This is a genomic window from Kribbella catacumbae DSM 19601, from assembly GCF_000372465.1.
In the GTDB taxonomy this organism is placed as follows: domain Bacteria; phylum Actinomycetota; class Actinomycetes; order Propionibacteriales; family Kribbellaceae; genus Kribbella; species Kribbella catacumbae.
Map to the genome: position 1 here is coordinate 72,076 of NZ_AQUZ01000016.1, position 22,991 is coordinate 95,066.

Consider the following 22,991-nt stretch of genomic DNA (forward strand, 5'->3'; position numbering starts at 1 on the left):
CAGAGGACTCTGATGCGTAGATCCCTAGTTCGTCCTGCCCGCAAACCCGCGGCCGTACTGGCCGCGCTGGTGCTGACGGCAACCCTGACGACGACAGTCGCCACCCCTACGGTCGCGGCTGCGACCAGCGGCCCCTCCGTGCCGTTGCCGAACACAACGTCGGTACCGTCGACCAAGCAGTCGATGACCTCGCGCCCTGAGGACCAGGCGACCAGCAATCAGTTGCACGGCGACCAGGCGACGTCCGCTGCTCCGAAAGAAGGCTCTGGAACCTCGAAGGCGACGTCCTTGTCGCAGTCGGCGACCTGGGCGGTCTCGGCGCAGTCCGGCGACTTCAGCTGGTCCTACCCGCTGCGGGTGCCGCCTGCGCCGGGCGGGCTCCAGCCCAATCTCGCCTTGTCGTACTCGAGTTCGACGGTCGACGGGCGGACCAGTGCGACCAACAACCAGGCCTCCTGGGCCGGCGACGGCTGGTCACTGGAGCCAGGGTTCATCGAGCGCTCGTACTCCGGCTGCGCGGACGACAAGGAAGGCAGCACCAAGGGGCAGAACACGCCGGACCTGTGCTGGCGCTCGGACAACGCCACGGCCGCCTACAGCGGCGGTGGCGGCCAGCTGATCCTCGGTGCGAACGGCTGGCGCGCCAAGCAGGATGACGGCTCCCGGGTGGAGCGGCTGTTCGGCGCGGACAACGGTGACGGCGACAAGGAGTACTGGCGCATCACCGACACCGGCGGTACGCAGTACTACTTCGGCTCGCGGAAGGAGTCGAAGTCCACCTGGACCGTCCCGGTGTTCGGTGACGACACCGGCGAGCCCTGCCACGGCAACACCTTCGAGCAGTCGTCTTGTACGCAGGCCTGGCGCTGGCAGCTCGACAAGGTCGTCGACCGGCACGGCAACGTGATGCTCTACAACTACGTGCCGGAGACGAGCACGTACGGCATGAACGTCAAGGACACCGCTGTGCCCTACGTGCGGGGCGGCTACCTGTCCTCGATCGAGTACGGGCTCAACGAGTCGGTGGAAGCTGCGCCGACCGGCCGGGTCGACTTCGCGGTGGCTGACCGTTGTGTTCCGGGCAGCACCTGCACGCTGGACAAGAAGGACAACTTCCCGGACGTCCCGCTGGACGAGCAGTGCGCCGCGACCTGCAAGGACAACTACGCGCCGACCTTCTGGACCACCAAGCGGCTTGCCTCGGTGACCACCAGCGTGCGCCGTGAGGCGGGCTTCGGCGAGGTCGACCGCTGGACCCTCAACCACCAGTTCCCCGACCCGGGCGACGGCGAGAAGGCGGCGCTCTGGCTGAAGTCGATCACCCACCGCGGCCTGGCCGGCGCTACGCCGATCACGATGGACCCGGTCACCTTCGAAGGCGCCAAGCTCGCCAACCGGGTGTACCAGGCCGACAATCTGTCGCCGATCATCCGCTACCGGATCACCGGCATCGTGTCCGAGGCCGGCGGTTTCACCTCGATCAACTACGCGGCACCGGACTGCCTGTCCGCGCCCACCAACCCCGAGACGAACACCAAACGCTGCTTCCCGGTCCGGTGGACCAGGAAGAACTTCGCCGAGCGCACCGACTACTTCAACAAGTACGTCGTCGCCTCGGTGGTGCAGTCCGACCGGATCAGTGCCAATCCGCAGCAGCAGACCAGCTACGAGTACCTCGACGGCGCCGCCTGGCACTACGACGACTCGGAGTTCACTCCGGCCGACAAGAAGACCTGGAACGACTACCGCGGCTACGGCCGAGTCCGGATCCGCAGCGGCGTACCGAACGACCCGTCCGGCCCGGTCACCATGACGGAGCAGCGCTTCTACCGCGGCATGAATGACGATCACCTGCCGACCGGCAAGCGCGTCGCCAACGTCACCGACTCCGAGGGCGGCAGCCACCCCGACCACGACTGGCTCAACGGCTCGCCACTGGAGACCATCAAGTACCTCGGCGACAGCGACACCGTCGTCAGCAAGTCCATCTCCCAACCGGTCTGGCAAGGCCCGACCGCCACCCGCGGCGACTTCAAGTCCTACATCGTCGGCCAGGGCAGCAGCACCAACTACACCGCGCTCGACAACAACCGCGGCTGGCTCAAGACCAAGGCCACCACGAAGTACGACGACCGCGGCCTCCCGACCGAGACCAACGATCTCGGCGACCTCACCCGCGCCGATGACGACAAGTGCACCCGGACCACGTACGCCCGTAACACCGACAAGTGGCTGCTGAGTCTTCCGTCGCGGGTCCAGTCGGTCACGGTCGCCTGCGATGCCACCCCGGCGTACCCGGCCGATGCGCTGTCCGACGTCCTCACCACCTTCGACGCGACCGGCAACGCCACCAAGTCAGAAAAGCTGGACCGGCACCCCGCCGCAGGCCCCGTCTACATCACCACTGCGACTCGCACCTTCGACGTCTACGGGCGCGAACTCACCAAGACGGACGTCCTCGGTGCGACCTCCAAGCTCGCCTACACCCCGGCAACCGGCGGCGCAGTCACCCAGACGATCTCGACAAACGCCGCCGGCCACACGATGACCGACGTTCTCGACCCTGCCTGGGGCGTAGCGATCACGAGCATCGACGCGAACCAGCGAAAAGCCGAAACGGCGTACGACGCCCTGGGCCGCGTAGTCGAGGTCTGGCTCCCCAACCGGCCGCGCAGCGCGAACCCGACCGGCAACCAGCGGATCAGCTATGCGATCCGCAGCAATGCTCCCTCGGTCGTCAGCACCAGCAAGCTCGGCCCGACCGGCAAGTACACCACCTCCAACACCCTGTACGACGGCCTGCTGAGAGCCCGGCAGATCCAGTCGCCGGCTCCGGGCGGTGGACGGTTGCTCAACGACACCCGCTACGACTCACAGGGCCGGGTCCACAAATCCACTCAGCCGTACTTCAACGACGCCGCTGTCGATGACCAGCTGTGGACCGCGAGCGATGCGGAGGTCCCCGGTCTCACGGTGACCCAGTACGACGGCGCCGGCCGTCCGGTGGAGCAGATCTACCAGGGCGGTACGAACGAGAAGTGGCGCGCCAGTACCCGGTACGGCGGCGACCGGGTCGATGTCACCCCGCCCGCCGGCGGCACCCCGACCAGCAAGTTCGCGAACGCGGACGGCCAGACCACTGAACTCCGCCAGTACAAGGCAGCGACGCCGACCGGTGCGTTCGACTCGACCAGCTACACGTACAGCCGGGCAGGCAAGCTCGCCTCGGTTCGCAACCCGGCAGGCAGCACCTGGACGTACGACTACGACCTGGCCGGGCGCCAAACGAAGGTGGATGACCCCGACAAGGGCATCGCGACCATGACGTACGACGCCGTAGGCCAACTCATCACGCAGACCGATGCCCGTGGCGTCACGCTGACCAACAGCTACGACGTTCTGGGCCGGAAAGTGTCGGTACGCACTGGCGACACCGTCCTGTCCGAGTGGACCTACGACACCGCCGGCTTCGGCAAGGGGCAGGCCGCGACCGAGACCCGGTATGTCGCCGGCACGGCGTATCAGAGCGCCGTGACGTCGTACAACGCGCTCAACCAGCCGCTGCAGACCAGAGTCACCATTCCGGAGGAGGAGGGTGGGCTCGCGGGCACCTACACGACGACGAGCAAGTACAACGTCGACGGGAGCCAAGCGAGCACTACCTATCCGGCCGCGGGAGATCTACCGGCCGAAACCCTCATCCACACCTACGACGATTCCGGGCGTGCCCTGCGAACCTACGGCGGGCCCAGTGGCTCGACCATCGAATACGCACTCAACACCGACTACACCCGGTACGGCGAGATCCAGCGAGTACATCTCGGCGAGGGCACTCAGAGGGCCTGGCTGTCGTACTACTACGACGACAACACGCGGCAGTTGAACCGGAAGATCGTGGACGCCGAAGTGAGCCGGCCGATGCAAGCCGACATCCGGTACACCCGCGACGCGATCGGCAACATCACGTCGATCGCGGATACTCCGCAAGACCAGGTCGACGATGTCCAGTGCTTCCGGTACGACTACCTCCGGCGACTGACGGAGGCATGGACTCCTGCGTCCGGCTGCGAGGCAGAGCCGGCGACCGAGTCGCTCAGCGGAGCCGCGCCGTACTGGCATTCCTTCAGCTACGACCAGTCGGGTAACCGGCTGACCGAGAAGCAGCATGCGGCAGGCGGCGACATCACCCGCCAGTACACCTACCCGGCGGCGGGAGCGGACCGTCCGCACTCGCTCACGACGGTTGCCACCACCGGACCGTCGGGCACTCGCACCGACAGCTATGGGTACGACGCACTCGGCAACACCACGTCCCGCAAGGTCGCGGGTCGCGATGACCAACTCGAGTGGAACGTCGAGGGACGCCTGTCGGAGGTCACGGACAAGGCCGGCCGCAAGACCAGCTTCCTGTACGACAACCAGGGCAACCGCGTCATCCGGCGCGACCCTGCCACGGTCACGCTGTCGCTGTCGGGGCAGGAGCTGAAACTCGACCGCGCATCCGGCACGGTCACGGCCACCCGTTACTACGACCATGCCGGTTCGGTGATCGCCGTCCGCACCGGCGCCGGTCTCAGCTGGCTTTCCGGCGACCACCAGGGCACCGCGCAGGTCAGCATCAGCGCCGAGACCCAGGCGGTGACGAAGCGTCGCCAGACCCCCTTCGGCACAGCACGTGGCGCGGCCGTGGCATGGCCGGATGAGAAGGGATTCGTCGGCGGCACCAACGACCCGACCACCGGTCTGACCCACCTCGGGGCGCGCGAGTACGAACTGGACACCGGCCGGTTCATCTCGGCCGATCCGATCATGGATCTGTCGGATCCGCAGCAGATGCAGGGCTACGCCTACTCGAACAACAGCCCGATCACCTTCTCCGACCCGACCGGCGAGAAGTTCTGCGGTTCGGAGGACTGCACCGAGGTCGCCGTCAACGGCAACTGCTCGTGCAAACCCGCGCCCAGGCCGCTGTCAGTGGAAGTCCAGCCGGACATCCCGAAGAAGGCCAAAGCCACTGTTCCGAAGGGGATCAAGAACCAGAAGCTGCTGTCGATCTATGCCCACATCTACCCAGCAGCCGGCGACGCCGACTGGACCGGCAGTGGCAAGACTGCCGATGCCATCCGCAACGAGTTGCTCACCGGCCGCGACACCAAGGGAAAGTGGCACTCGGAGTCCGGACTCGGGGACCTCAAGCGGCTGGTGGAGCTCCTGGAGGAAGACGACATCGCCAGAAAGACCGGCCGCGGTGAGCTGACAGCGATCGAGCGCTACCACGCCATCAAGGACGGCAGAGAACTCTGGGGCGCTCTGAACCACGAGGACAGTGCCGGGGTGCAGACCCGCAGATTCATCGAGAACCCCGCCCAGGGGACGAGCTTCAAGAACATCATGCGGAAGGTCAACGAAAACGCTGCCTTCCGGCACATCTCGAAGGCCAAGTACACCCCCAACGGAGTGACTAAGGGCAACAAGCCCAAGTGGCATCAGGTGCAGGGCCCGGCGGCTCAGGGACTTGCGCGGGGGATGGGCGCACTCTCGGTCGTGCCGGGCGCCATCGATCTCGGGCGGATCGCGACCACGCCGGGGGCCAGCGTGCCTGACAAGATTGTCGCGGGGACGTGTTCGGTCGCCGACCCGTTGGGGATCATGTGCGGCCCTGGCGGAATGGCGACGCCCTTCTACGGGATGGATCTGCACGGATGACGGATGACAGGATCCGGGTCGGGCCGAACAGCCCCGCGGCCTACGCGCTCGACCCGGCACAGTGGGAGCGAGAGGACGCCGAGCGGGTCAGCACGGGCAGGATGCAGTGGAGCCTGGGAAGTGAACTCGCGGATCTCTTGTGGATGGTGGTGCCGGAGTCCCGGTCGGCGTTGGCTGCGCAGGCCGGGAAAGAGTTGGCGGCCGCGGCGCAGCACCACCGATTCCTGACCCCCGCGAGCTACGGCGAGCTGGCTGATCTTACCTGCGCCTCAGTGCTCGTGCCGGCGTTGGCCGAGGGACAGCGGGATGTGGTGGTGAGGGCGTTGGCGGTGTTGCGCCGGGTGATCTCCGAGGTTGAGGGGGACTTCCGGTGGGAGGCCATTGATGACCGGGTGATTCGCATGCTGGAGAAGGCGGGGCATGGTGAGGTGTTGGCGGTGATCGACCCGGAGTTGATGGAGCTGGTTCGGGAGACCAGGCGGCGGTTGGGTCAGGATTGAAGGGCGGCTGATGGTCGGGTGTGGCGCAGGATTACTGCGGTTGGGAGTAGCGCCGCCCCGATCGCCAGCAGCAGGCAGATGGTGCCGATGCTGAGCAGGGTCACCCACGGGACTGTGATCGGGACGTCTGTGAGGCCGACGGTCATCGCGTGGCGGATCAGGAGGCCGACGGTCAAGGTGATCGCTGTTCCCAGGCTCAGGGCGACCGCGCCGACCAGAGATGACTCCCATAGGACCATTCGGCGGATCTGGGCCGGTGTTGCGCCGAGCAGTCGTGCGGTGACGAACTCGTGCCGGCGTTGCAGGCTGCCCATCAGCAAGATGTTCGCGATCGCGATCGCGCTGTACAACGCGGCAGGCCCGAGCAGCAGGATCAACCCGAGCTGGTTGGCCTTCCGCATCCCCTCACTTTGCGCCTGCTCCCACTCTTCAGCCGGTACTGCGTCCGCTCCCGTGCCGGCAAGCCGCTCATCGAGCGTCTTGGTCAGGGCTGCCGCGTCCACACCCTCCGCGGGGAGGATGAACCAGCGGGTCGGAGTCGCGGCCGGAGCATGCTGCCGGGCGAGCTCGGTCGGCACGAAGAGCGACGGGTTCACGTCGAGCGCGTCCTTGACGATCGCGACCACCTCGAGTTGGTCGGAGGTCCGGTCGGCGAAGGTGACGGCGATCTTGTCGCCGACGTGATAGTTCCCGAAGCCTGCCACTTCCTTGCTGATGGCAACCGTCTTGCCGGTGAGCTTGCCGAGGTCGCCGGTCAGTGGAGTGATCGTGCGGGTCCGGGTGGTAATCGCCGGGTCGATTCCTTCGGCGTCCTCCAGGTCGGCGGTGTCCCGGTCGGTGCGGATCAGGCTGAGCGGGATCGCGCCGTCGGCGACAGCGACGCCCGGCGTACTGAGAATGCGCTCTCTGAGGTCTGGGGAATCGTCTGCCGCGGTGACCACGATCGGTGCGAGAACGGTCTCCCGGATGGTCGCCGTCGAGGCGTCGGCCGCGAAGCTGAGGGTGAGCACCATCGAGCCGGCGATCGCCGAGATCCCCAGGATGGGGGCCGCGAGCGATGCGCTCCGGCGCGGGGCCGCGACGACGTTGCTTCGGGCCAGCCGTCCGGACACGCTCGTCCACGCGACCAGCGGTATCGCCCACAGCCGTCCGATCAGCGGGACGACGAGCGGCGCTAGCAGCGTCAACGCGACCACCAGCAACATCGGCGTGAACATCGCCAGTGGGAAGATCGCCTCGCCGGTGCCCGGGCGGATCAGCGCCAGCAGCACGATGGACCCGGCCAGGACGAGTACGCCGAAGACCACTCGCACGGGTCCGATCCGCGGCGGCTCGAGCGCGGCCTCGCGCAACGCGTCCACTGCCCCGATCCGCCCGGCACGCCGTGCCGCCGACCGCGCTCCGAGCATCGCGACGACCAATCCGGCCGTGACCGCGATCGCCAGCGGCACCCAGGGGTTGGCGGGTTCGAGCTTCACCGGCGCCAGTTCGGAGTACGACGCTTTGGCGAGTACCAGGGGAGTGGCCAGCTGGGCCAGGATCGCTCCGGTGATCGACGCGGCGAGCGCGACCACCAGCGCCTCGCCCAGCACCATCCGCTTGATCTGTCTCGGGGTCGCTCCGATCAAGCGCAGCAGGCCGACCTCGCGACGCCGCGAGGCGACCGCGAAGGCAAAGGTGCTCGCGATCACGAAGATCGTGATGAACCCGCTGATCACGCCGACCATGCTGAGCACGACCTGCAGGCCGGAGGCGTCCTCACCCGAGAGGACGACGCGGGCGGTGGTCGGCGGATCGGCGTTCGGCAGCTTGACGACCACGGTGTCGGCGGCCGGGCCGTGGTAGGCCACGGTGGCGGCGGTGGCCGTCGCGGCCAGGCCGAGCAGGAAGACGCCGAGAGCGAGCGCGACGAACGAACCGGCGTACAGGGAGCGGTTGCGGTGGACCGTTTGACGGCTGAGGAAGAACATCAGCGTTCCAGGTCGCTCATGGCGGCGGCGATCTGCGCCGGGTTGCCGTGGTCGAGGGAACCGGCCACCAGCCCGTCCGACAGGAACAGCACGCGTTCGGCGTACGCCGCGGCGACCGGGTCGTGAGTGACCATGACAACCGTCTGGCCGGCCCGATCGGTTGCCTCGCGCAACAAGCTGAGAACCTGCCGGCTGGTGCTGCTGTCGAGCGCGCCGGTCGGCTCGTCGGCGAAGAAGACGGCCGGCTGGGTGATCAGGGCCCTGGCGATCGCGACCCGCTGCTGCTGTCCGCCGGAGAGCTCGGCCGGACGCCGCTTGGCCTTGCCTTCGAGGCCGACTTGGTCGAGCACGCGATGTACGTCCTCACGGCGGGGCTTCCGGCCGGTCAGCCGGAGCGGCAGCGCGACGTTGTCATAGACCGTGAGCGACGGCAGCAGGTTGTAGGCCTGGAACACGAAGCCCATCTGCTCCCGTCGCAGCTTGGTGAGCGCTACCTCGGTCAGTCCGTGCAGGCTGGTCCCGCCGAGCATGACGTGCCCGGTGGTCGGCTGGTCGAGCCCGGCCGCGCACTGGAGCAGCGTGGACTTGCCGGAGCCGGAGGCGCCCATGACGGCCGTGAAGGACCCACGGACGAAGTGATAGGTGACGCCTCGCAGGGCCTCGACCGCGCCGGCCTTGGAACGGTAGGTCTTGGTGATCCCGTCCAGCAGCAGGGCGGGTGCTTCAGTCGGTACGACGGTGTGGCGCGTCGGCGCGGTACTGGTCATGGTTCCAGCAAACCGGTGCCGGGCCGCCGGCACCCTGGTCTACGGGCGAGACCTGGAGTAGCGCGCACGCTACCGACTTCGGGCCCGTGGCGGCCCTAGGGTTGAGCCAAATGGAGAGACCGAACACGGCCTGGACCGCGCTGAGCTCGAAGCGGTACCTCGTCTCGTCGTGGCCATGGCGCAGCTATGCCTACCTGCTCAGCTCGGTTCCGGTCGGCCTGCTGACGATCACCCTCCTCGTCGGCGCCGCGGCGCTCTGCGCGCTGCTCAGCCCGATCCTGATCGGCATCCTGCTGATGGCGTCGGTCCCGCTGGTCGGCGTCGCGATCGGAGTCGTCGAGCGGTGGCGGGTCCGGTTGGTGGTCCCGGCCGGCGTACCGAGTCCGCACGCGGCGATCCCTGGTGGTTACACCCGGCGGGCGCGGATCACCTTCCGCCGCCGCGAGCGCGCCTCGATGCGCGCACTCGGCTATGGCGTGCTGCTCGGCCTCTTCATCTGGCCGTTGAGCGCGCTGTTCGGCGGTCTGAGCGCCATGGTGCTGGGCATCACCGTGGCCACCCCGGTGATCGCCTCGTTCGAAGAAGTCGGCATGGGTCCGTGGATCCTGGACACCACCTCCGAGGGAATCATCTTCCTCGTCGCCTTCGGGCCACCCTGGTACATCGTCTCGTCGTACATCGTCGGTGCACTCGCCGCGGCCGAGGCCGAGCTGGCGAAGGCCATGCTCGGTCCGCGGGAAGAGGAGTTGCGCCGGAACGTGGCCGAACTGCGCCGGTCCAGGCTCGATCTGGTCGACGCGTTCGAGACCGAGCGCGTGCGGATCGAGCGGCATCTGCACGACGGCGTCCAGCAGCGGCTGGTCGGGCTGACGATGACGCTCGGCCTGGCTGAGTTGGACCTGCCAGAGGGGGAGGGGCGGCGCCTGGTGGTGAAGGCGCATGGCGAAGCTGAGGCTGCGTTGGCGGATCTACGCGAAGCGGTCCGGGGGATCCATCCCCGGGTGCTCGTCGATCACGGGCTGGAGGCCGCAGTACGGGAGGTCGCCGACCGGAGCCCGCTGCCGGTGAGTGTGCGGATGTCGCTGCCACAGCGGTTCCCCACGCCGATCGAGGCGGCCGCGTACTTCGTCGTCAGCGAAGCGCTGGGCAACGTCGCCAAGCACGCCCAGGCGAGCCGGTGCGAGGTCGAAGGCTGGGTGTCCGGGGACAAGCTGGTCGTCACCATCACCGACGACGGGGTCGGCGGCGCGAGCCTCGAGGGCACGAGTGGTACCGGATTGACCGGGCTGGTGACGCGGCTGGACGCCTTGGGAGGCACACTCGACCTGTCCAGCCCACCCGGTGGGCCGACCCGACTGAGGATGGAGTGCCCGTGCCGGCTCGACGACTGAGCATCGTCCTGGCTGAAGATTCGCTGCTGTTGCGTGAAGGGCTGGCCAGCATTCTGGACCGGGCCGGCCACGAAGTACGAGACACCGTCGGCGACGCGGACACGCTGCTTGCCGTCGTCCGCAAGGAACCGCCGGACGTCGTGATCACCGACGTCCGGATGCCACCCGGTCACAGCGATGAGGGGTTGCGCGCGGCCGCGGCGATCCGTGCCGAGCTGCCGGGGATCGGCATCCTGGTGCTGTCCCAGTACGTCGCCGACGCGTACCTCTCATCGTTGCTGGAGACAACGACCGGGGGGATCGGCTACTTGCTCAAGGACCGGGTCGGTCACGTGACCGAGTTCCTCGCCTCGCTCGACCGGGTGGCCGACGGTGGCACGGTCGTCGACCCCGAGGTGGTTCGCCAGCTGCTGGCCCGCCGCCGCGACGACGGGCCGCTGGCAGCGCTGACGCCGCGCGAACTCGAAGTACTGGCCTTGATGGCCGAGGGGCGGGTGAACGCGTCGATCGCGGAGCAACTTGTCGTCAGCGAGGCGGCGGTGCGCAAACACGTCGGCAACATCTTCGCCAAACTCCAACTCGACGACGGCCGCGATCGTCGCGTCTCGGCGGTGCTCACCTACCTGCGCGGCTAGGGAATCAACCAGACGGAGGCGTGGTTCCAGCTAGAGACAGCTGACCACCACCACGAGAGGCTCTGATGTTCACGATCGACACTTCGACCGACTTCGGTAAGCGGATCGCGCGGCAGCTCGACGAGGAGCGGGTGGTGTGGCTGACCACGGTCGGCAAGACCGGTACGCCGGCGCCGAACCCGGTCTGGTTCCTCTGGCACGACGACCACATCCTGATCAGCAGCCAGCCGAACAAGGCCAAACTCCACAACGTCGCCGCCAACCCACGGGTGGCAGTGAACTTCAACGCCACCCACAGCGGGGGAGATGTCGGCGTGATCTCCGGCCCGGCGGTGGTCGACGAGACCCCGATCACGGGCGACGCGCTGGCGGCGTACAACAACAAGTACGGCGAAGACATCGCCAACCTCGGGATGACGACGGACCAGTTCCACGCCGACTACTCGGTCCTGATCCGCATCACCCCGGAGAAACTCCGCGGCTTCTGACCGTCAGCCCTGCTCATGAGGCCGAGCCTTGGGCACGGCCTCACGAGCGGAACGGTCGAGTTATTCGGTGAGCTTCTCCTCGTTGCAGCGCCCCGTGGTGTCGTCGGCACCGTCCACGGTGCAGATCCTCATGTAGTAGGTATTACCGCCTTTGATGTCGTAGCCGAACGACGTGTAACCGCCGCTCGCCCCCTTGCCGTTGTACGCGGTCGCGAGAACCTTGAAGTTTGCGTCGAACAGGATGCCCCGTACGCCGTGTCCGTCCGCGTACATGTCGTAGACGCGGAACTGGTCCCCGTCGTCGATGTGCGTCAGCTTCCCCGTGACGTTCCCGGTATTGCTGTAGACGACGACCGAGTTGTCGGCGGCGAAGGCCGTACCGCTCCCCGCGACGGCGGTCACTGCCATGGTCGCGCCGGCCACGGCGGTGGCGATGAGAGTTCGAGGCTTGGGTGAGTCACCCCGGCCTGCTCGACCAGCCGGCACCTCCACCCGGGAGAACTGTCAGTTGAGGTAGCCCTCGACGGTGTCGGCGGAGCGGGGTTCGGCGGCGTCGGGGTCTTCGCCGAACTCGCGCTTGGCGCGCCGCTGGCGGAGCAGGTCCCAGCACTGGTCCAGCTCGACCTCGAGGGCGCGCAGGCGGGTGCGCTCGTCCTCGTCGCCGATGCTGCCGGCGGCGCGCTTGCTGCGGAGTTCGTGCTCCTCGGCAACCAGTTCGTCGATCCGGTGGAAGAGGCTCTTGTCGTCGGTCATGCGGAAACGGTACGCCCGTCCGGCAGCGGGGCCCGGGCCAGGAGTTCGGTCACCGCGAGGATCGCCAGCGCCTCGGCGGCGACCAGGCCGACCAGTACGACGAGTTGCAACGCGGCCGCCGCTGTCGGTGAGGCGCCACCCAGCACCATCCCGACGAACGCGCCCGGCAGCGTGACCAGCCCGACCGTGCGAGTCTGGTCGAGCGCCGGCAGCAGCGCGTCCCCAGCGCTCGGGCCGGCGACCAGCTTGAACGCGTCGGGCGGCAGCAAACCGATCGACAGCCCCGCCTCGTACTCGCCGAAACGCGTCCCGTACTCCGACAGCAGCCGCCGTCCGGCGAGCGTGGTCGCATTCATCGTGCCGCCGATGATGATCCCGCCCATCGGCAGCAACGTCTCTGGATTGCGCGGCACCACGCCGGGCACCAGGAGCAGCAACAGGACGACACCGGCGCTGGCCCCGATCGCCAGTGCGCAGAACGCGAACTGACCCGGTACGGCTGCGGTGGCCCGGATCCGCCGGGTGCTCGTGATGGTGGCGACGGTCAGCATCACCGCGATGAACGCCAGCGCGCCAAGGGTCGATTGCAACGCGAAGCCGACGACCGCACCAACGACGGCCAGCTGTAGCACCGCGCGCAGAGCCGCCGTGACAACGCCCTTGTCGTGCCGCAACGACGCCAGGCGCGAACCAGCCACAGCGATCGCGACCAGCAGCGGCAACACCACGATGGCGGCGACGCCGAGCCCTGTGTCGGTAGACATCCGCCCATTGGAGCACGACGTACCGACGCTGTGCCGGATCGACGAGGCCGGGATCAGCCCGTGATGAAGTCAGCCTCGTCGTAGGAATGCTCGCCGCGCTCACCGCTGTCCACCTTGGCGGCCTCGTCGGTGCGCAACTCGACCCGCCTGATCTTGCCCGAGATGGTCTTCGGCAGCTCGGCGAACTCGATCCGCCGGATCCGCTTGTACGGCGCCAGGTTGTCGCGGCAGTACTGCAAAATCTCGGCCGCGAGTTCCCGCGACGGCTCCCGTCCAGCGACCAGTACGACGTACGCCTTCGGTACCGCGAGCCGGACGGGATCAGGTGACGGCACGACCGCTGCCTCGGCGACGGCCGGGTGCTCGATCAGCACCGACTCGAGCTCGAACGGCGAGATCCGGTAATCGCTCGCCTTGAACACGTCGTCGGAGCGGCCGACGTACGTGATGTAGCCGTCCTCGTCGCGGCTCGCGACGTCGCCGGTGTGGTAGAAACCGCCGCGCATCGCCTCGTCGGTCATCTCCTTGGCATCGCGGTAACCGCGCATCAGCGGGACCGGCGCGGGAGCTAGCTCGATACAGATCTCGCCGTCGTCGCCGACCTCGCCCGTGGCCGCGTCGACGAGCGCGATCGAGTACCCCGGCAGCGGCCGGCCCATCGAGCCGAGCTTGACCTCCTGGCCGGGGGAGTTGCCGATCTGCGCGGTCGTCTCGGTCTGCCCGTAGCCGTCGCGGATGGTGACTCCCCAAGCGTTGCGGACCTGCTCGATCACCTCCGGATTGAGCGGTTCGCCTGCCGAGATGCACTCGCGGATCGCCACCTCCACGGCGGACAGGTCGGCCTGGATCAGCATCCGCCAGACGGTCGGCGGTGCGCAGAAGGTCGTCACGCCGTAGGTCTGCAGGACCTGGAGCATCTTCTCCGCGTCGAAGCGCGTGTAGTTGTAGAGGAAGACAGTCGCCCCGGCGTTCCAGGGCGCGAAGACATTGCTCCAGGAGTGCTTGGCCCAGCCGGGGGACGAGACGTTCAGGTGGACGTCGCCGGGCTGCAGGCCGATCCAGTACATCGTGGACAGATGGCCGACCGGGTAGCTCACCTGGGTGTGCTCGACGAGCTTCGGCTGACTCGTCGTACCGGAGGTGAAGTAGAGCAACAACGAGTCGTCAGCGGACGTGTCGACCTCGGGCACCAGCCCGTCAAAGCTGCGCGAGTCGTCGTAATCGAGCCAGTTGTCCACAGCTCCGCCGACGCTGACGCGGATGCAGTGATCCGCGATACCTTCGTACCGAGAAGCATCACCGCTAGTCGTCACCACAGCCCGTACTCCGCCGCGCGTGATCCGGTCGGCCAGATCGGCATCGGTCAGCAGAGTGGTGGCGGGAATCATCACCGCGCCGGCCCGGATGCAGCCGAGCATCACCTCCCAGAGCGGGACCGTGTTGCCGAGTACGATCAGCACCCGGTCGCCCGGCTGGAGCCCCGCCTCGGTGAGCCAGCCGGCCACCTGACGCGAGCGACCGGCCATCTCCGCGTAGGTCAGCGAGTTGACCTCACCGTCCTCCTCCACGATGGTCAGCGCGTCGACCTCCGGCTGCTCCACGGCGAGCGCGTCGAACCAGTCCCGGGCCCAGTTGAATCGATCGAACGCCGGCCAGCTGAATTCGCGGTAGGCGGTCTCGTAGTCCTCACGATGGGCGACCAGGAAGTCGCGCGCCTCACGGAACCTGCGGGTGATGTCCGAGGTGCTCTGTTCCGCGCTCATGCCCCGCACTATTGCCGACCCCGCTGCCGGAGGCAATCGGGGCGCGCCCCTGTCCCCGCCTCCGTCCCCGCCTCTGTCCCAGCTGGAGCGAGGCCGGGACAGAGGCGCGTGTGGGTTCAGCTCGGCTGACCGGTGGGCATCACCGTGATCTGCTGGAAGTTGAGCCGGGGCGGCTGAGAGGCGATGAATCCGATCGTCCGGGCGATGTCCTCAGCTGCGAGCCACTCGATCGACTCCTTGGAGCCGACCAGCCAGTCGAGTGCGTTCTGGTCGGTGACGTGGCCCTGCAGTTCGGTGCCGACGATGCCCGGTTCGATCGCGCAGACCCGGACGTTCAACGCTCCGAACTCGGCCCGCAGGTGCCGGGACAAGTGGGTGACGTAGGCCTTGGTGGCCGAGTAGACCGCAAAGTTCGGGAAGATGTTCTGGGCCGCGATCGACGAGGTGTTGATCAGGTCGGCCACGCCGCGCTCGCGGGCGGCTTGCACCAGTTGCGGCGTGAAGGCGCCGATGACGTTCATCAGGCCGGTGACATTGAGGTCGATCTGCCGCTGCCACTGATCCGTGGCGAGCTCTACGACCGGGGCAGGCAGCATGACGCCTGCGTTGTTGAACATCAGATCAGCGCCGCCGAACTCGGCGACGACGCGGTCGGCCGCGGCTTGCATCGCGGCGGAGTCGGTCACGTCGGCCACGATGGCGATCGCCTCGCCGCCATCCTTCTCGATCCGGGCCACCAGCTCGGCCAGTCGTTCTTCGCGGCGGGCGATGAGGACGACCCTGGCGCCGAGGGCGGCCAACTGCTCGGCGGTGGCCTCGCCGATTCCGCTCGAAGCTCCAGTGACGACCGCTACGCGTCCGGTCAGGTCACCGGAGGTGGAGTTTGTGGACATGGAGAGAGCCTTTCCAGACAAGGATTCACAAGGGAGGTCCGCGATTGCCGGCCCACATTCATCTCAGCACCGCTGGAAGCTGATTTCGGCGCTCGAACAGGCCCCTGTTCAGGCAGGTATCCGGGTGACAGGTACTGACAGGGCCAGTCAGGCCACGATCGCGGCTGGGCGGGCATGGTCAGATAGGAGATATGGAACGAAGTCACGCGATCGCCGATTTCCTGCGGTCACGGCGGGCCCGGATCACGCCGGAGCGGGCCGGCCTGCCTGCTGACGGTCGCGTACGCCGGGTGCCGGGTCTTCGGCGTGACGAGGTGGCCCGCGTCGCCGGTGTCAGCACGGAGTACTACACCCGTCTGGAACAGGGGCGTGCCGGCAATCCGTCGGCCGAGGTCCTCGAGAGCCTTGCCGTTGCCCTGCAACTGGATGCGGCGGAGCGTGAGCACCTCGACGATCTCCTGGCGCGGCCTGCCGCCCGCCGCAGGCCGAGCAGCCCGCAGCGGGTTCGGCCGGGTCTTCACCTGATGCTGCAGACGCTGAACCACGTGCCCGCGTTCATCCTCGGCCGGCGTACGGACGTGCTGGCCTCGAACAGCCTCGCGCGGGCAGTTCTGACCGACTTCGAGGCCTTGCCGGTACCCCGGCGGAACATCGCTCGCTACTACCTGCTGGATCCCGAGGCGCGCGAACGGGTCGGCGACTGGGAACGGATCGCGGCGGAGACCGTCGCCATTCTCCGGCTCGAGGCGGGCCGCTATCCGCATGACCGCCAGCTGGCCGATCTGATCGGTGAGCTGACCGTGCGATCACCCGAGTTCGCCGGCTGGTGGAACGACCATCGGGTCCTGCGCCGTACTCACGGCGCCAAGCAGTACCACCATCCCGTGGTCGGCGACCTTGAGTTCTCCTACGAGTCGTTCCAGGTTCCCGGCGATGCCGAGCAGACCCTGTGCGTCTACAACGTCGAGCCCGGCTCGGACACCGTTGAGGCACTCCGGCTTCTCAGCAGCTGGACCTCTCCACAGGCCGGTTTGCACGCGGCTGGACAATGACCAGCCGATCTGACTAGACTCGAACACATGTTCGAATCCTGGTCGTTCCCATGGGTCCGCTGGCCTCGCCGCCGCCGGCCCACCCCGACCTCGGCCGAAGGTCCGCGTTCGCCTTCAGCCGAGGGCGTGGACCAGGACCACGCCGGCCATGACGAGGGGGACCAGGATGATGCCGCACCAAACGATGGATCAGCTTGTCGGCACCGGCGCGGGGGACAATCCCACCGGGTGCGCTCAGCCACCACCTGGAATTGCCGCGCTCCGAAGCTCGGGGTGTGAGTACGCTGGCCGCGTGACAGCGCCGGAGCAGCCTCAGCGACCGGCCCAGTTTGTCCTGGAGTACCCCGACGGCTATCCGGCGGAGTACGAGGCGGACGTGGTCCTGCGCGACGGGGCGACAGCGCACTTGCGGCCGATCACCGCCGGTGACGCGGACCTGCTGGTGTCGTTCTACGCGCGGGTCTCGGAGCAGTCGAAGTACTACCGCTTCTTCGCGCCGTACCCGCAACTGTCGGACCGGGACGTGGCGCGCTTCACCCAGGTCGACTACGTGGACCGGCTCGCGCTGATCGTGACGGTCGGCGACGCGATGATCGGCGTCGGCCGGTACGAGCGGACCGGCCGGCGGACCGCCGAGGTCGCCTTCCTGATCGAGGACGCGCACCAGGGCCGGGGCCTCGGGCAACTGTTGCTCGAGCACCTCGCCCAGGCCGCGCGCGAGCACGGCATCGCCCGGTTCATCGCCGAAGTGCTACCGGACAACCGCAAGATGATCACCGTGTTCACCGAGGCCGGCTACAAGGTCGCCCGGGAGTTCGAGGACGGCGTGATCATGGTCGAGTTCGACATCGCACCGACCGATACGTCGTTCGGCGTGATGCAGGCGCGCGAGCAGCGGTCGGAGGCGCTGTCGATCGCCCGGTTGCTGACCCCGGCGGGCGTCGCCGTGATCGGCGCCAGCCGGCGCGAGGGCACGATCGGCAACGCGTTGCTGCGCAACCTGCGCGACGCCGGCTTCCCCGGGCGCCTGTACGCCGTGAACACCGACACCCAGGCTGACGAGATCGACGGCGTACCGGCGTACCCGACGATCCGGGACGTGGACGGTCCGGTCGACCTGGCCGTGGTCGCGGTCCGTGCCGAGATGGTCGCCGACGTGATCCTCGACTGCGCGGCCAAGGGCGTGCGCGGTCTGGTGGTGGTGTCGAGCGGGTTCGCCGAGATCGGCGACGAAGGGCGTAAGCGGCAGCGGTATCTGGTCGGCCTCGCCCGGTCCTACGGGATGCGCGTGATCGGCCCGAACGCGCTCGGCGTGATCAACACCGCGTCCGGCGTCAGCCTCAACGCGACGCTCTCGCCGCTGATGCCGAGCCGGGGCCGGGTCGCCTTCTTCTGCCAGTCCGGCGCGCTCGGCGTGTCGATCCTGGCCGACATGGTCGGTCGCGGGCTCGGCCTGTCGAGTTTCGTCTCGGCCGGTAACCGTGCCGATGTCTCCGGCAACGACCTGATGCAGTACTGGTACTCCGACGAGGCGACCGAGGTCGTCCTGCTCTACCTGGAGTCGCTCGGCAACCCACGCAAGTTCAGCCGGGTCGCGCGCAGGCTGGCCGGCCGCAAGCCGGTGATCGCGCTGAAGTCCGGCCGGGCCACCCAAGGCGTCCCGCTCGGCCACACGGTCCGCCGCAGTACGTTGCCACCAGCAACGGTCGACTCGCTCTTCCGGCAGAGCGGCCTAATCGGCGTCGATACGCCGGGCGAGCTGTTCGACGTCGCTCAGCTGGTCGCGCACCAGCCGCTGCCGAAGGGCCGTCGGGTCGCGATCGTGAGCAACTCCGACGCGCTGACCCTGCTCGCCCTGGACACCGTGGCCGGGTGCGGGCTAGACATCGCCGGGGAGCCACGCACGCTGAACGCTGAGGCGTCCGCGGCCGACTTCGGGGTCGCGCTCAGTGAGGTGTTCGCCGACGACCGGGTCCACTCGGTCGTGGTGATCTTCACGCCACCGGTCCAGTCGAACGGTGCCGAGGTCGCGCAAGTGCTGGCCGCCGCGGCCGCCGGCTCCGACAAGCCGGTCGTCTCCACGTTCCTCGCCTCCCGCAGCGTCCCCGAGCAGCTGCGCGTGGCCGACGAGCACGGCGGCGCCGCACGTGGCTCAATCCCGTCGTTCTCGTCCCCGCAGTACGCCGTGGGCGCGCTCGCCAAGGCCACCCAGTACGCCGAGTGGCGGCGTCGCGCGGACAGCACGATCCCCGAGCTGCCCGATGTCGAAACGGCCGGCGCGGAGGACTTCGTCGCAGAGTTCCTGCAACGGCATCCGAACGGCGCCGATCTGGAGGACGCCGACCGGCAACGGTTGCTGAGCTTCTACGACATCAGCGTGCTGCCCGCGTTCCCGGTGCTCTCGGCGGACGAGGCAGTTGCGCGGGCCGCGGATCTCGGCTTCGAGGTGATCCTCAAGGCGACCGCCGAGCAGTGGCGGATGCGTCCGGACCTGGCCGACATCTGGCGTCACATCCACGACGAAGACGACATGCGCGAAGCCTGGGCCGAGATGACCAGCACCTTCGGGGTGGCGTCCGACCCGGCGCGAGCCCAGTTCGTCGTCCAGAAGATGGCGCCGCCCGGAGTACCGGTGGTGATCTCGGCTCTGGAAGATGTCGCCTTCGGCCCGGTCGTCTCGTTCGGCCTGTCCGGGGTAGCGACCGACCTGCTCGGCGACCGCGCCTACCGGATGCCGCCGCTGACGACGGTCGATGCCGCCGAGATGGTCCGCGAGGTCCGCGCGGCACCTCTTTTGTACGGCTATCGCGGCTCCGACCCGGTCGACATCCCAGCCATCGAAAACCTCCTCCACCGAGTCTCCCGCCTGACCCTGGACCTCGAGGAAGTAGTCCGCTGCGACCTGCGCTCCGTCCTCGTCGCCGCCCAGGGCGCCACCGTTCTCGACACCTCAATCCGCATCGCCCCCAACGAAAAACCCCGCCAAGACACCCCGGCCCGCCGCCTCACGTGAAGGCCGAGGCGAACGCACTGGCTCAGCTGTTCGGCCTCGGGGAACCGGTCAGCATGCGCGAAGCGGCCCGAGGCGCGATGGGCGCTGTTTGGCGGTTGGAGACCACCTCGGGCGTCTTCGCTGCCAAGGAACTCTTCTGGTTCGAACCCGGCGAAGCATCAGTCCAGACCGAGATCACCTTCCGCACGGCCTGCGCCGCCGCCGGAGTAAACAGCCCCAAATCGCTGGCCAGCCCCAGCGGCTCGTACGTCGTTCGACCCGGCGAGGCCAGAGGTGCGAGCGCCCCACCTCCGGTGGGCACCGAAGACGACGGCTGGTGGCGCTTGTATGAGTGGGTCGATGGCGACGTACCCGATCACGGGGAGGTTGATGTCACTTGCTGGCTCGCAGCGCAGATGGCTGCCATCCACACGCTCGACTGGCGGGGCGGGGGAGCCGACCCCGTGCCCTGGTACCACCGTGTCGACGCGGATTGGTCTGCGCTCGCTGAGGCAGCCAAGCGGGCGCGAGCGGAGTGGGCCGAAGCGCTCGAGCGAGTTCAGCCGCGGCTGGTCGAGCTGACATCCCTCGTGAACTCGGCGCCAGTAGGTGACCAGGTGTGGTGCCACCGCGACCTGAAGAACACGAACGTCCTCCGGCTGCGGTCCCACCCAGCCGTTGCCGAAGGCAACTGGCTGGTCGACTGGGACAACGCCGGTCCGCTGGCGCCGCGGCGGGAGCTGGGCGCATTGCTCATGGACCAACTCGACGCCCCGGACAACCTTCGCAAGATCGTCGGCGCCTACCGCGCCGCGGGCGGGCCGGCGGAGATCGACGATCCAGCGGGTTTCGCCACCGGCCTCGCGGTCTCGCTCAACTTCCTCCACGGCCAGGCGAACGCCGCGATGGACACCGGCCTCGCCGATGCCCATCGCCAGTACGCCGATCGACAGATCATTGGGCTGATCGCGTCGCTCCCGAGCCCCGAGGTACTCGAGAAGGCCGCCGAGGCACTGCAGCGGTAGATCGAGTAGCGCACGCAGTCGAGCTAGCCGAGAGCTCCGCTCGACCGACGCTCCGCTCGACCGACGCTCCGGTCTCGCCGATAGCGCCTTAGCCGACCAATAGCCCGCTACAGCGCGCCATCGGCACCAGAACCGGCCATCGGCACCCGCAACCCGCCGGAGCAGCTAGCCCGTCCTTCATCGCCCGCCGTCTGGACGGGACCCCTCATTCAACACCCGCGGCCTGGATGGGGTTCGCCCCGCTTGCGGGGGTTCGCCCCCTGGTCTGCGGAGGGGCTGACCCCGCCAGGAGGGGCGAAGCCCACACACTGCCTTGCCAGCCCGGGGTGCCCGCCGAGCCCCGTCACTCATCACCCGCCGGACGGATGGGCTCCCGTCATTCATCACCCGCGGGTTGGATGGGGTGGTGTGCGAACCGCACGGTGATGGCCAGCCCGCCTTCGGGGCGTGCGGTGATGGCAAGGGCGGCGTGGTGCGCCTGGGCCACAGCGTCGACGATGGCAAGGCCGAGACCGTAGCCGTCGCGGTGGCCGCTACGGTCGGGCGCCAGTCTTTGGAAGGGTTGGAGGAGTCGCTGGAGCTGATCGTCGGGGATGACCGGCCCGCTGTAGGTGACCGAAAGCGTGACCTGTGTGCCGACGGTCTGCGTGGTGATCGCCAGGTGCCCGGGTGGATCGTTGTGACGAATGCCGTTGTCGATGAGGTTGGCGACAAGGCTTTCGATCAGTCTCGGGTCGCCGGCCGTCACCGCGGGTGCGAGGTGTTCGGCGAGGTCGATACCTTTCCGCGTCGCCTGGTCACGGTAGGACGCGAGTACTTTGGTGACGATTGCGGCGAGGTCGACAGTGTCCCAGCGGGTGACGCCGCGTTCGCTGGTGGCCAGGGCGAGCAACGACTGGACGAGCCGCTCCTGGTGCCCGCCCAGGGCGAGTGCCTCTTGGCAGGCCGAGCGCAGGGTGGCCGCATCGGCGTCCGCGTCGGCGAGGGTGACTTCGAGAAGGGTCCGCAGGCCGGCCAGGGGAGTGCGTAGCTCATGGGACGCGTTGGCGACGAAGTGCCGTTGGGCGTTGAAGGAGGCCTCCAGGCGGGCGATCAGGTCGTCGATGATGGAGCCCAGTTCGGTCAGCTCGTCGGCTGGCTCGCCGAGGTTGAGGCGCTGATGGAGGTTTCCGGCGGAGATGGCCTTTGCGGTGGCGGTGACCGCCCGCAAGGGCCTGAGAAAGCGCCCGGCGACGAACCAGCCTGCAGCCCACGCGATGGGGACGAGCAGGGCGAGGGCAACGGCGGAGCCGATCAAGAGCTGACCTGGGCCGATCCCTTGCCCGGTTCCGGTGAGCACGCCCGGAGCTGAGTTGTCGGCGGCCGTGGTCCGCTGCATTCCGGTGAACGGGACCATGGCGACGGCGAGAATCCCGATCCCGGCAAGATAGATGCCCGTGGCATAGAAGAGCGTGAGGCGGGCCTGCAAGGAACGCCGGGGGAGCGGCTGGTGCCCGGTATCAGCGAGGGACTGTCGCGGTTGGGACGGGGCGACTGACGCGGGGTGCGCGCTGCGAGCTCGCCCGGTCATGCGGGTCCGATCCGATAGCCGCCTTCGCGGATGGTCTCGATCACGGGCGGATCGCCGAGCTTGGCTCGCAGCCGGTGCATGGTGTGCTTGACCGCGGACGTGAACGGGTCGGCCGCTTCGTCCCAAACTCGCTCGAGCAGTTCCTCGGCGGACAGCACCAGGCCCGGTACGGCGAGCAGGCATTCGAGCAGCGCGAACTCCTTCGGGCTGAGCTCAAGGCGCCGGCCGCCGCGAAACGCCGTCCGGCGAGCGGGGTCCACCGTGATGTCCCCGCAGGAGAGGACGGGTGGAAGGGGCGGGGCCGCCCGGCGGGCCAGTGCCCGGATCCGGGCGACCAGTTCGGCGAAGGCGAACGGCTTGGGCAGGTAGTCGTCCGCGCCGAGACTGAGGCCGTCGACCCGGTCCTCGATCGTGCCGGCCGCGGTCAGCATCAGCACGCGGGTCTCGAAGGGGCCGTTGGCGAGCTGCCTGCAGATGTCGTCGCCGCCGACACCGGGCAGGTCCCGGTCGAGGACCACGACGTCGTACCGGGTGGAAGCCAGCCGGTCGACCGCGTCCGTCCCATCCAGTACGACGTCGACGGCCATCCCCTCGCGACGCAGCCCGGTGCCGATCGAGCGAGCCAGTACCTCGAAGTCCTCGACCACCAGAACTCTCACCGCTGGCCACCGATGGTGGGGAGGCGGCGGGAGGAGCCACCGATTCGACGTGTCACAGACGCC

At 68.2% G+C, this 22,991-nt stretch carries 17 protein-coding genes; 8 read left to right on the forward strand and 9 right to left on the reverse strand.

What is annotated here, in order from left to right; translation table 11 throughout:
• Positions 1 to 12 precede the first annotated feature (12 nt).
• A complete protein-coding gene (locus tag A3ES_RS0118360) occupies positions 13 to 5,706 on the forward strand; it encodes an RHS repeat-associated core domain-containing protein (RefSeq protein WP_020388301.1) in 5,694 nt (1,897 codons plus the stop codon).
• Positions 5,703 to 6,206: a hypothetical protein gene (locus A3ES_RS0118365; RefSeq protein ID WP_020388302.1), complete on the forward strand. Its 504-nt coding sequence runs from the start codon at positions 5,703 to 5,705 to the stop codon at positions 6,204 to 6,206. Before A3ES_RS0118360 ends, A3ES_RS0118365 begins: the two co-directional genes overlap by 4 nt.
• Here the strand turns inward: A3ES_RS0118365 and A3ES_RS0118370 are convergent.
• Both A3ES_RS0118370 and A3ES_RS0118375 read right to left on the reverse strand, forming a co-directional pair.
• Positions 6,197 to 8,176, reverse strand: coding sequence for an FtsX-like permease family protein (locus tag A3ES_RS0118370; protein WP_020388303.1), 1,980 nt, complete (start codon positions 8,174 to 8,176; stop codon positions 6,197 to 6,199). The genes A3ES_RS0118365 and A3ES_RS0118370 overlap by 10 nt on opposite strands.
• A complete protein-coding gene (locus A3ES_RS0118375) occupies positions 8,176 to 8,943 on the reverse strand; it encodes an ABC transporter ATP-binding protein (RefSeq protein ID WP_020388304.1) in 768 nt (255 codons plus the stop codon). The genes A3ES_RS0118370 and A3ES_RS0118375 overlap by 1 nt, the downstream gene beginning before the upstream one ends.
• Before the next feature lie 110 nt (positions 8,944 to 9,053).
• Between A3ES_RS0118375 and A3ES_RS0118380 the strand changes: the two genes are divergently transcribed.
• The 3 genes from A3ES_RS0118380 (at position 9,054) to A3ES_RS0118390 (ending at position 11,457) form a co-directional block, all read left to right on the forward strand.
• Positions 9,054 to 10,334, forward strand: a complete 1,281-nt coding sequence (locus A3ES_RS0118380) for a sensor histidine kinase (protein WP_020388305.1) — start codon at positions 9,054 to 9,056, stop codon at positions 10,332 to 10,334.
• Positions 10,316 to 10,969, forward strand: a complete 654-nt coding sequence (locus A3ES_RS0118385; RefSeq protein ID WP_020388306.1) for a response regulator transcription factor — start codon at positions 10,316 to 10,318, stop codon at positions 10,967 to 10,969. Before A3ES_RS0118380 ends, A3ES_RS0118385 begins: the two co-directional genes overlap by 19 nt.
• Before the next feature lie 65 nt (positions 10,970 to 11,034).
• The gene (locus A3ES_RS0118390; RefSeq protein ID WP_020388307.1) at positions 11,035 to 11,457 is read left to right on the forward strand and encodes a TIGR03667 family PPOX class F420-dependent oxidoreductase; all 423 of its coding nucleotides are present in this window, start codon (positions 11,035 to 11,037) and stop codon (positions 11,455 to 11,457) included.
• Positions 11,458 to 11,517: 60 nt separating this feature from the next.
• Here the strand turns inward: A3ES_RS0118390 and A3ES_RS47545 are convergent, their stop codons facing one another.
• The 5 genes from A3ES_RS47545 to A3ES_RS0118415 all read right to left on the reverse strand — a co-directional run bounded on the left by A3ES_RS47545 (position 11,518) and on the right by A3ES_RS0118415 (position 15,630).
• Positions 11,518 to 11,865: a hypothetical protein gene (locus A3ES_RS47545; RefSeq protein WP_157630589.1), complete on the reverse strand. Its 348-nt coding sequence runs from the start codon at positions 11,863 to 11,865 to the stop codon at positions 11,518 to 11,520.
• Between the two features lie 96 nt (positions 11,866 to 11,961).
• Positions 11,962 to 12,210, reverse strand: a complete 249-nt coding sequence (locus tag A3ES_RS0118400; RefSeq protein WP_020388309.1) for a DUF2630 family protein — start codon at positions 12,208 to 12,210, stop codon at positions 11,962 to 11,964.
• On the reverse strand, positions 12,207 to 12,974 hold the full coding sequence (locus A3ES_RS0118405; RefSeq protein WP_020388310.1) for an ABC transporter permease: 768 nt from the start codon (positions 12,972 to 12,974) through the stop codon (positions 12,207 to 12,209). Before A3ES_RS0118405 ends, A3ES_RS0118400 begins: the two co-directional genes overlap by 4 nt.
• 53 nt (positions 12,975 to 13,027) lie before the next feature.
• Positions 13,028 to 14,737 carry an AMP-binding protein gene (locus A3ES_RS0118410; RefSeq protein ID WP_020388311.1) on the reverse strand — a complete coding sequence of 570 codons (1,710 nt, stop codon included), beginning with the start codon at positions 14,735 to 14,737 and terminating at the stop codon, positions 13,028 to 13,030.
• Positions 14,738 to 14,853: 116 nt separating this feature from the next.
• Positions 14,854 to 15,630, reverse strand: a complete 777-nt coding sequence (locus A3ES_RS0118415) for an SDR family oxidoreductase (protein WP_020388312.1) — start codon at positions 15,628 to 15,630, stop codon at positions 14,854 to 14,856.
• A gap of 191 nt (positions 15,631 to 15,821) precedes the next feature.
• Between A3ES_RS0118415 and A3ES_RS0118420 the strand changes: the two genes are divergently transcribed.
• The 3 genes from A3ES_RS0118420 to A3ES_RS0118430 all read left to right on the forward strand — a co-directional run bounded on the left by A3ES_RS0118420 (position 15,822) and on the right by A3ES_RS0118430 (position 20,699).
• Positions 15,822 to 16,682 carry a helix-turn-helix domain-containing protein gene (locus A3ES_RS0118420; protein WP_020388313.1) on the forward strand — a complete coding sequence of 287 codons (861 nt, stop codon included), beginning with the start codon at positions 15,822 to 15,824 and terminating at the stop codon, positions 16,680 to 16,682.
• 292 nt (positions 16,683 to 16,974) lie between these two features.
• A complete protein-coding gene (locus A3ES_RS0118425) occupies positions 16,975 to 19,695 on the forward strand; it encodes a bifunctional acetate--CoA ligase family protein/GNAT family N-acetyltransferase (protein ID WP_020388314.1) in 2,721 nt (906 codons plus the stop codon).
• Positions 19,692 to 20,699, forward strand: a complete 1,008-nt coding sequence (locus tag A3ES_RS0118430) for a phosphotransferase enzyme family protein (protein WP_020388315.1) — start codon at positions 19,692 to 19,694, stop codon at positions 20,697 to 20,699. The genes A3ES_RS0118425 and A3ES_RS0118430 overlap by 4 nt, the downstream gene beginning before the upstream one ends.
• Before the next feature lie 376 nt (positions 20,700 to 21,075).
• Here A3ES_RS0118430 and A3ES_RS0118435 read toward each other — a convergent pair whose 3' ends face one another.
• Both A3ES_RS0118435 and A3ES_RS0118440 read right to left on the reverse strand, forming a co-directional pair.
• Entirely contained in the window at positions 21,076 to 22,269 is a 1,194-nt protein-coding gene (locus A3ES_RS0118435; RefSeq protein WP_157630590.1) for a sensor histidine kinase, read from the reverse strand.
• Positions 22,266 to 22,928: a response regulator transcription factor gene (locus A3ES_RS0118440; RefSeq protein ID WP_026162981.1), complete on the reverse strand. Its 663-nt coding sequence runs from the start codon at positions 22,926 to 22,928 to the stop codon at positions 22,266 to 22,268. Before A3ES_RS0118440 ends, A3ES_RS0118435 begins: the two co-directional genes overlap by 4 nt.
• Between the last annotated feature and the right edge of the window lie 63 nt (positions 22,929 to 22,991).

Coding starts and splice junctions, on each gene's coding strand:
- A3ES_RS0118360 (WP_020388301.1), top strand. CDS start 13: ATGCGTAGATCCCTAGTTCGTCCTGCCCGCAAACCCGCGGCCGTACTG.
- A3ES_RS0118365 (WP_020388302.1), top strand. CDS start 5,703: ATGACGGATGACAGGATCCGGGTCGGGCCGAACAGCCCCGCGGCCTAC.
- A3ES_RS0118370 (WP_020388303.1), bottom strand. CDS start 8,176: ATGTTCTTCCTCAGCCGTCAAACGGTCCACCGCAACCGCTCCCTGTAC.
- A3ES_RS0118375 (WP_020388304.1), bottom strand. CDS start 8,943: ATGACCAGTACCGCGCCGACGCGCCACACCGTCGTACCGACTGAAGCA.
- A3ES_RS0118380 (WP_020388305.1), top strand. CDS start 9,054: ATGGAGAGACCGAACACGGCCTGGACCGCGCTGAGCTCGAAGCGGTAC.
- A3ES_RS0118390 (WP_020388307.1), top strand. CDS start 11,035: ATGTTCACGATCGACACTTCGACCGACTTCGGTAAGCGGATCGCGCGG.
- A3ES_RS47545 (WP_157630589.1), bottom strand. CDS start 11,865: ATGGCAGTGACCGCCGTCGCGGGGAGCGGTACGGCCTTCGCCGCCGAC.
- A3ES_RS0118400 (WP_020388309.1), bottom strand. CDS start 12,210: ATGACCGACGACAAGAGCCTCTTCCACCGGATCGACGAACTGGTTGCC.
- A3ES_RS0118405 (WP_020388310.1), bottom strand. CDS start 12,974: ATGTCTACCGACACAGGGCTCGGCGTCGCCGCCATCGTGGTGTTGCCG.
- A3ES_RS0118410 (WP_020388311.1), bottom strand. CDS start 14,737: ATGAGCGCGGAACAGAGCACCTCGGACATCACCCGCAGGTTCCGTGAG.
- A3ES_RS0118415 (WP_020388312.1), bottom strand. CDS start 15,630: ATGTCCACAAACTCCACCTCCGGTGACCTGACCGGACGCGTAGCGGTC.
- A3ES_RS0118420 (WP_020388313.1), top strand. CDS start 15,822: ATGGAACGAAGTCACGCGATCGCCGATTTCCTGCGGTCACGGCGGGCC.
- A3ES_RS0118435 (WP_157630590.1), bottom strand. CDS start 22,269: ATGACCGGGCGAGCTCGCAGCGCGCACCCCGCGTCAGTCGCCCCGTCC.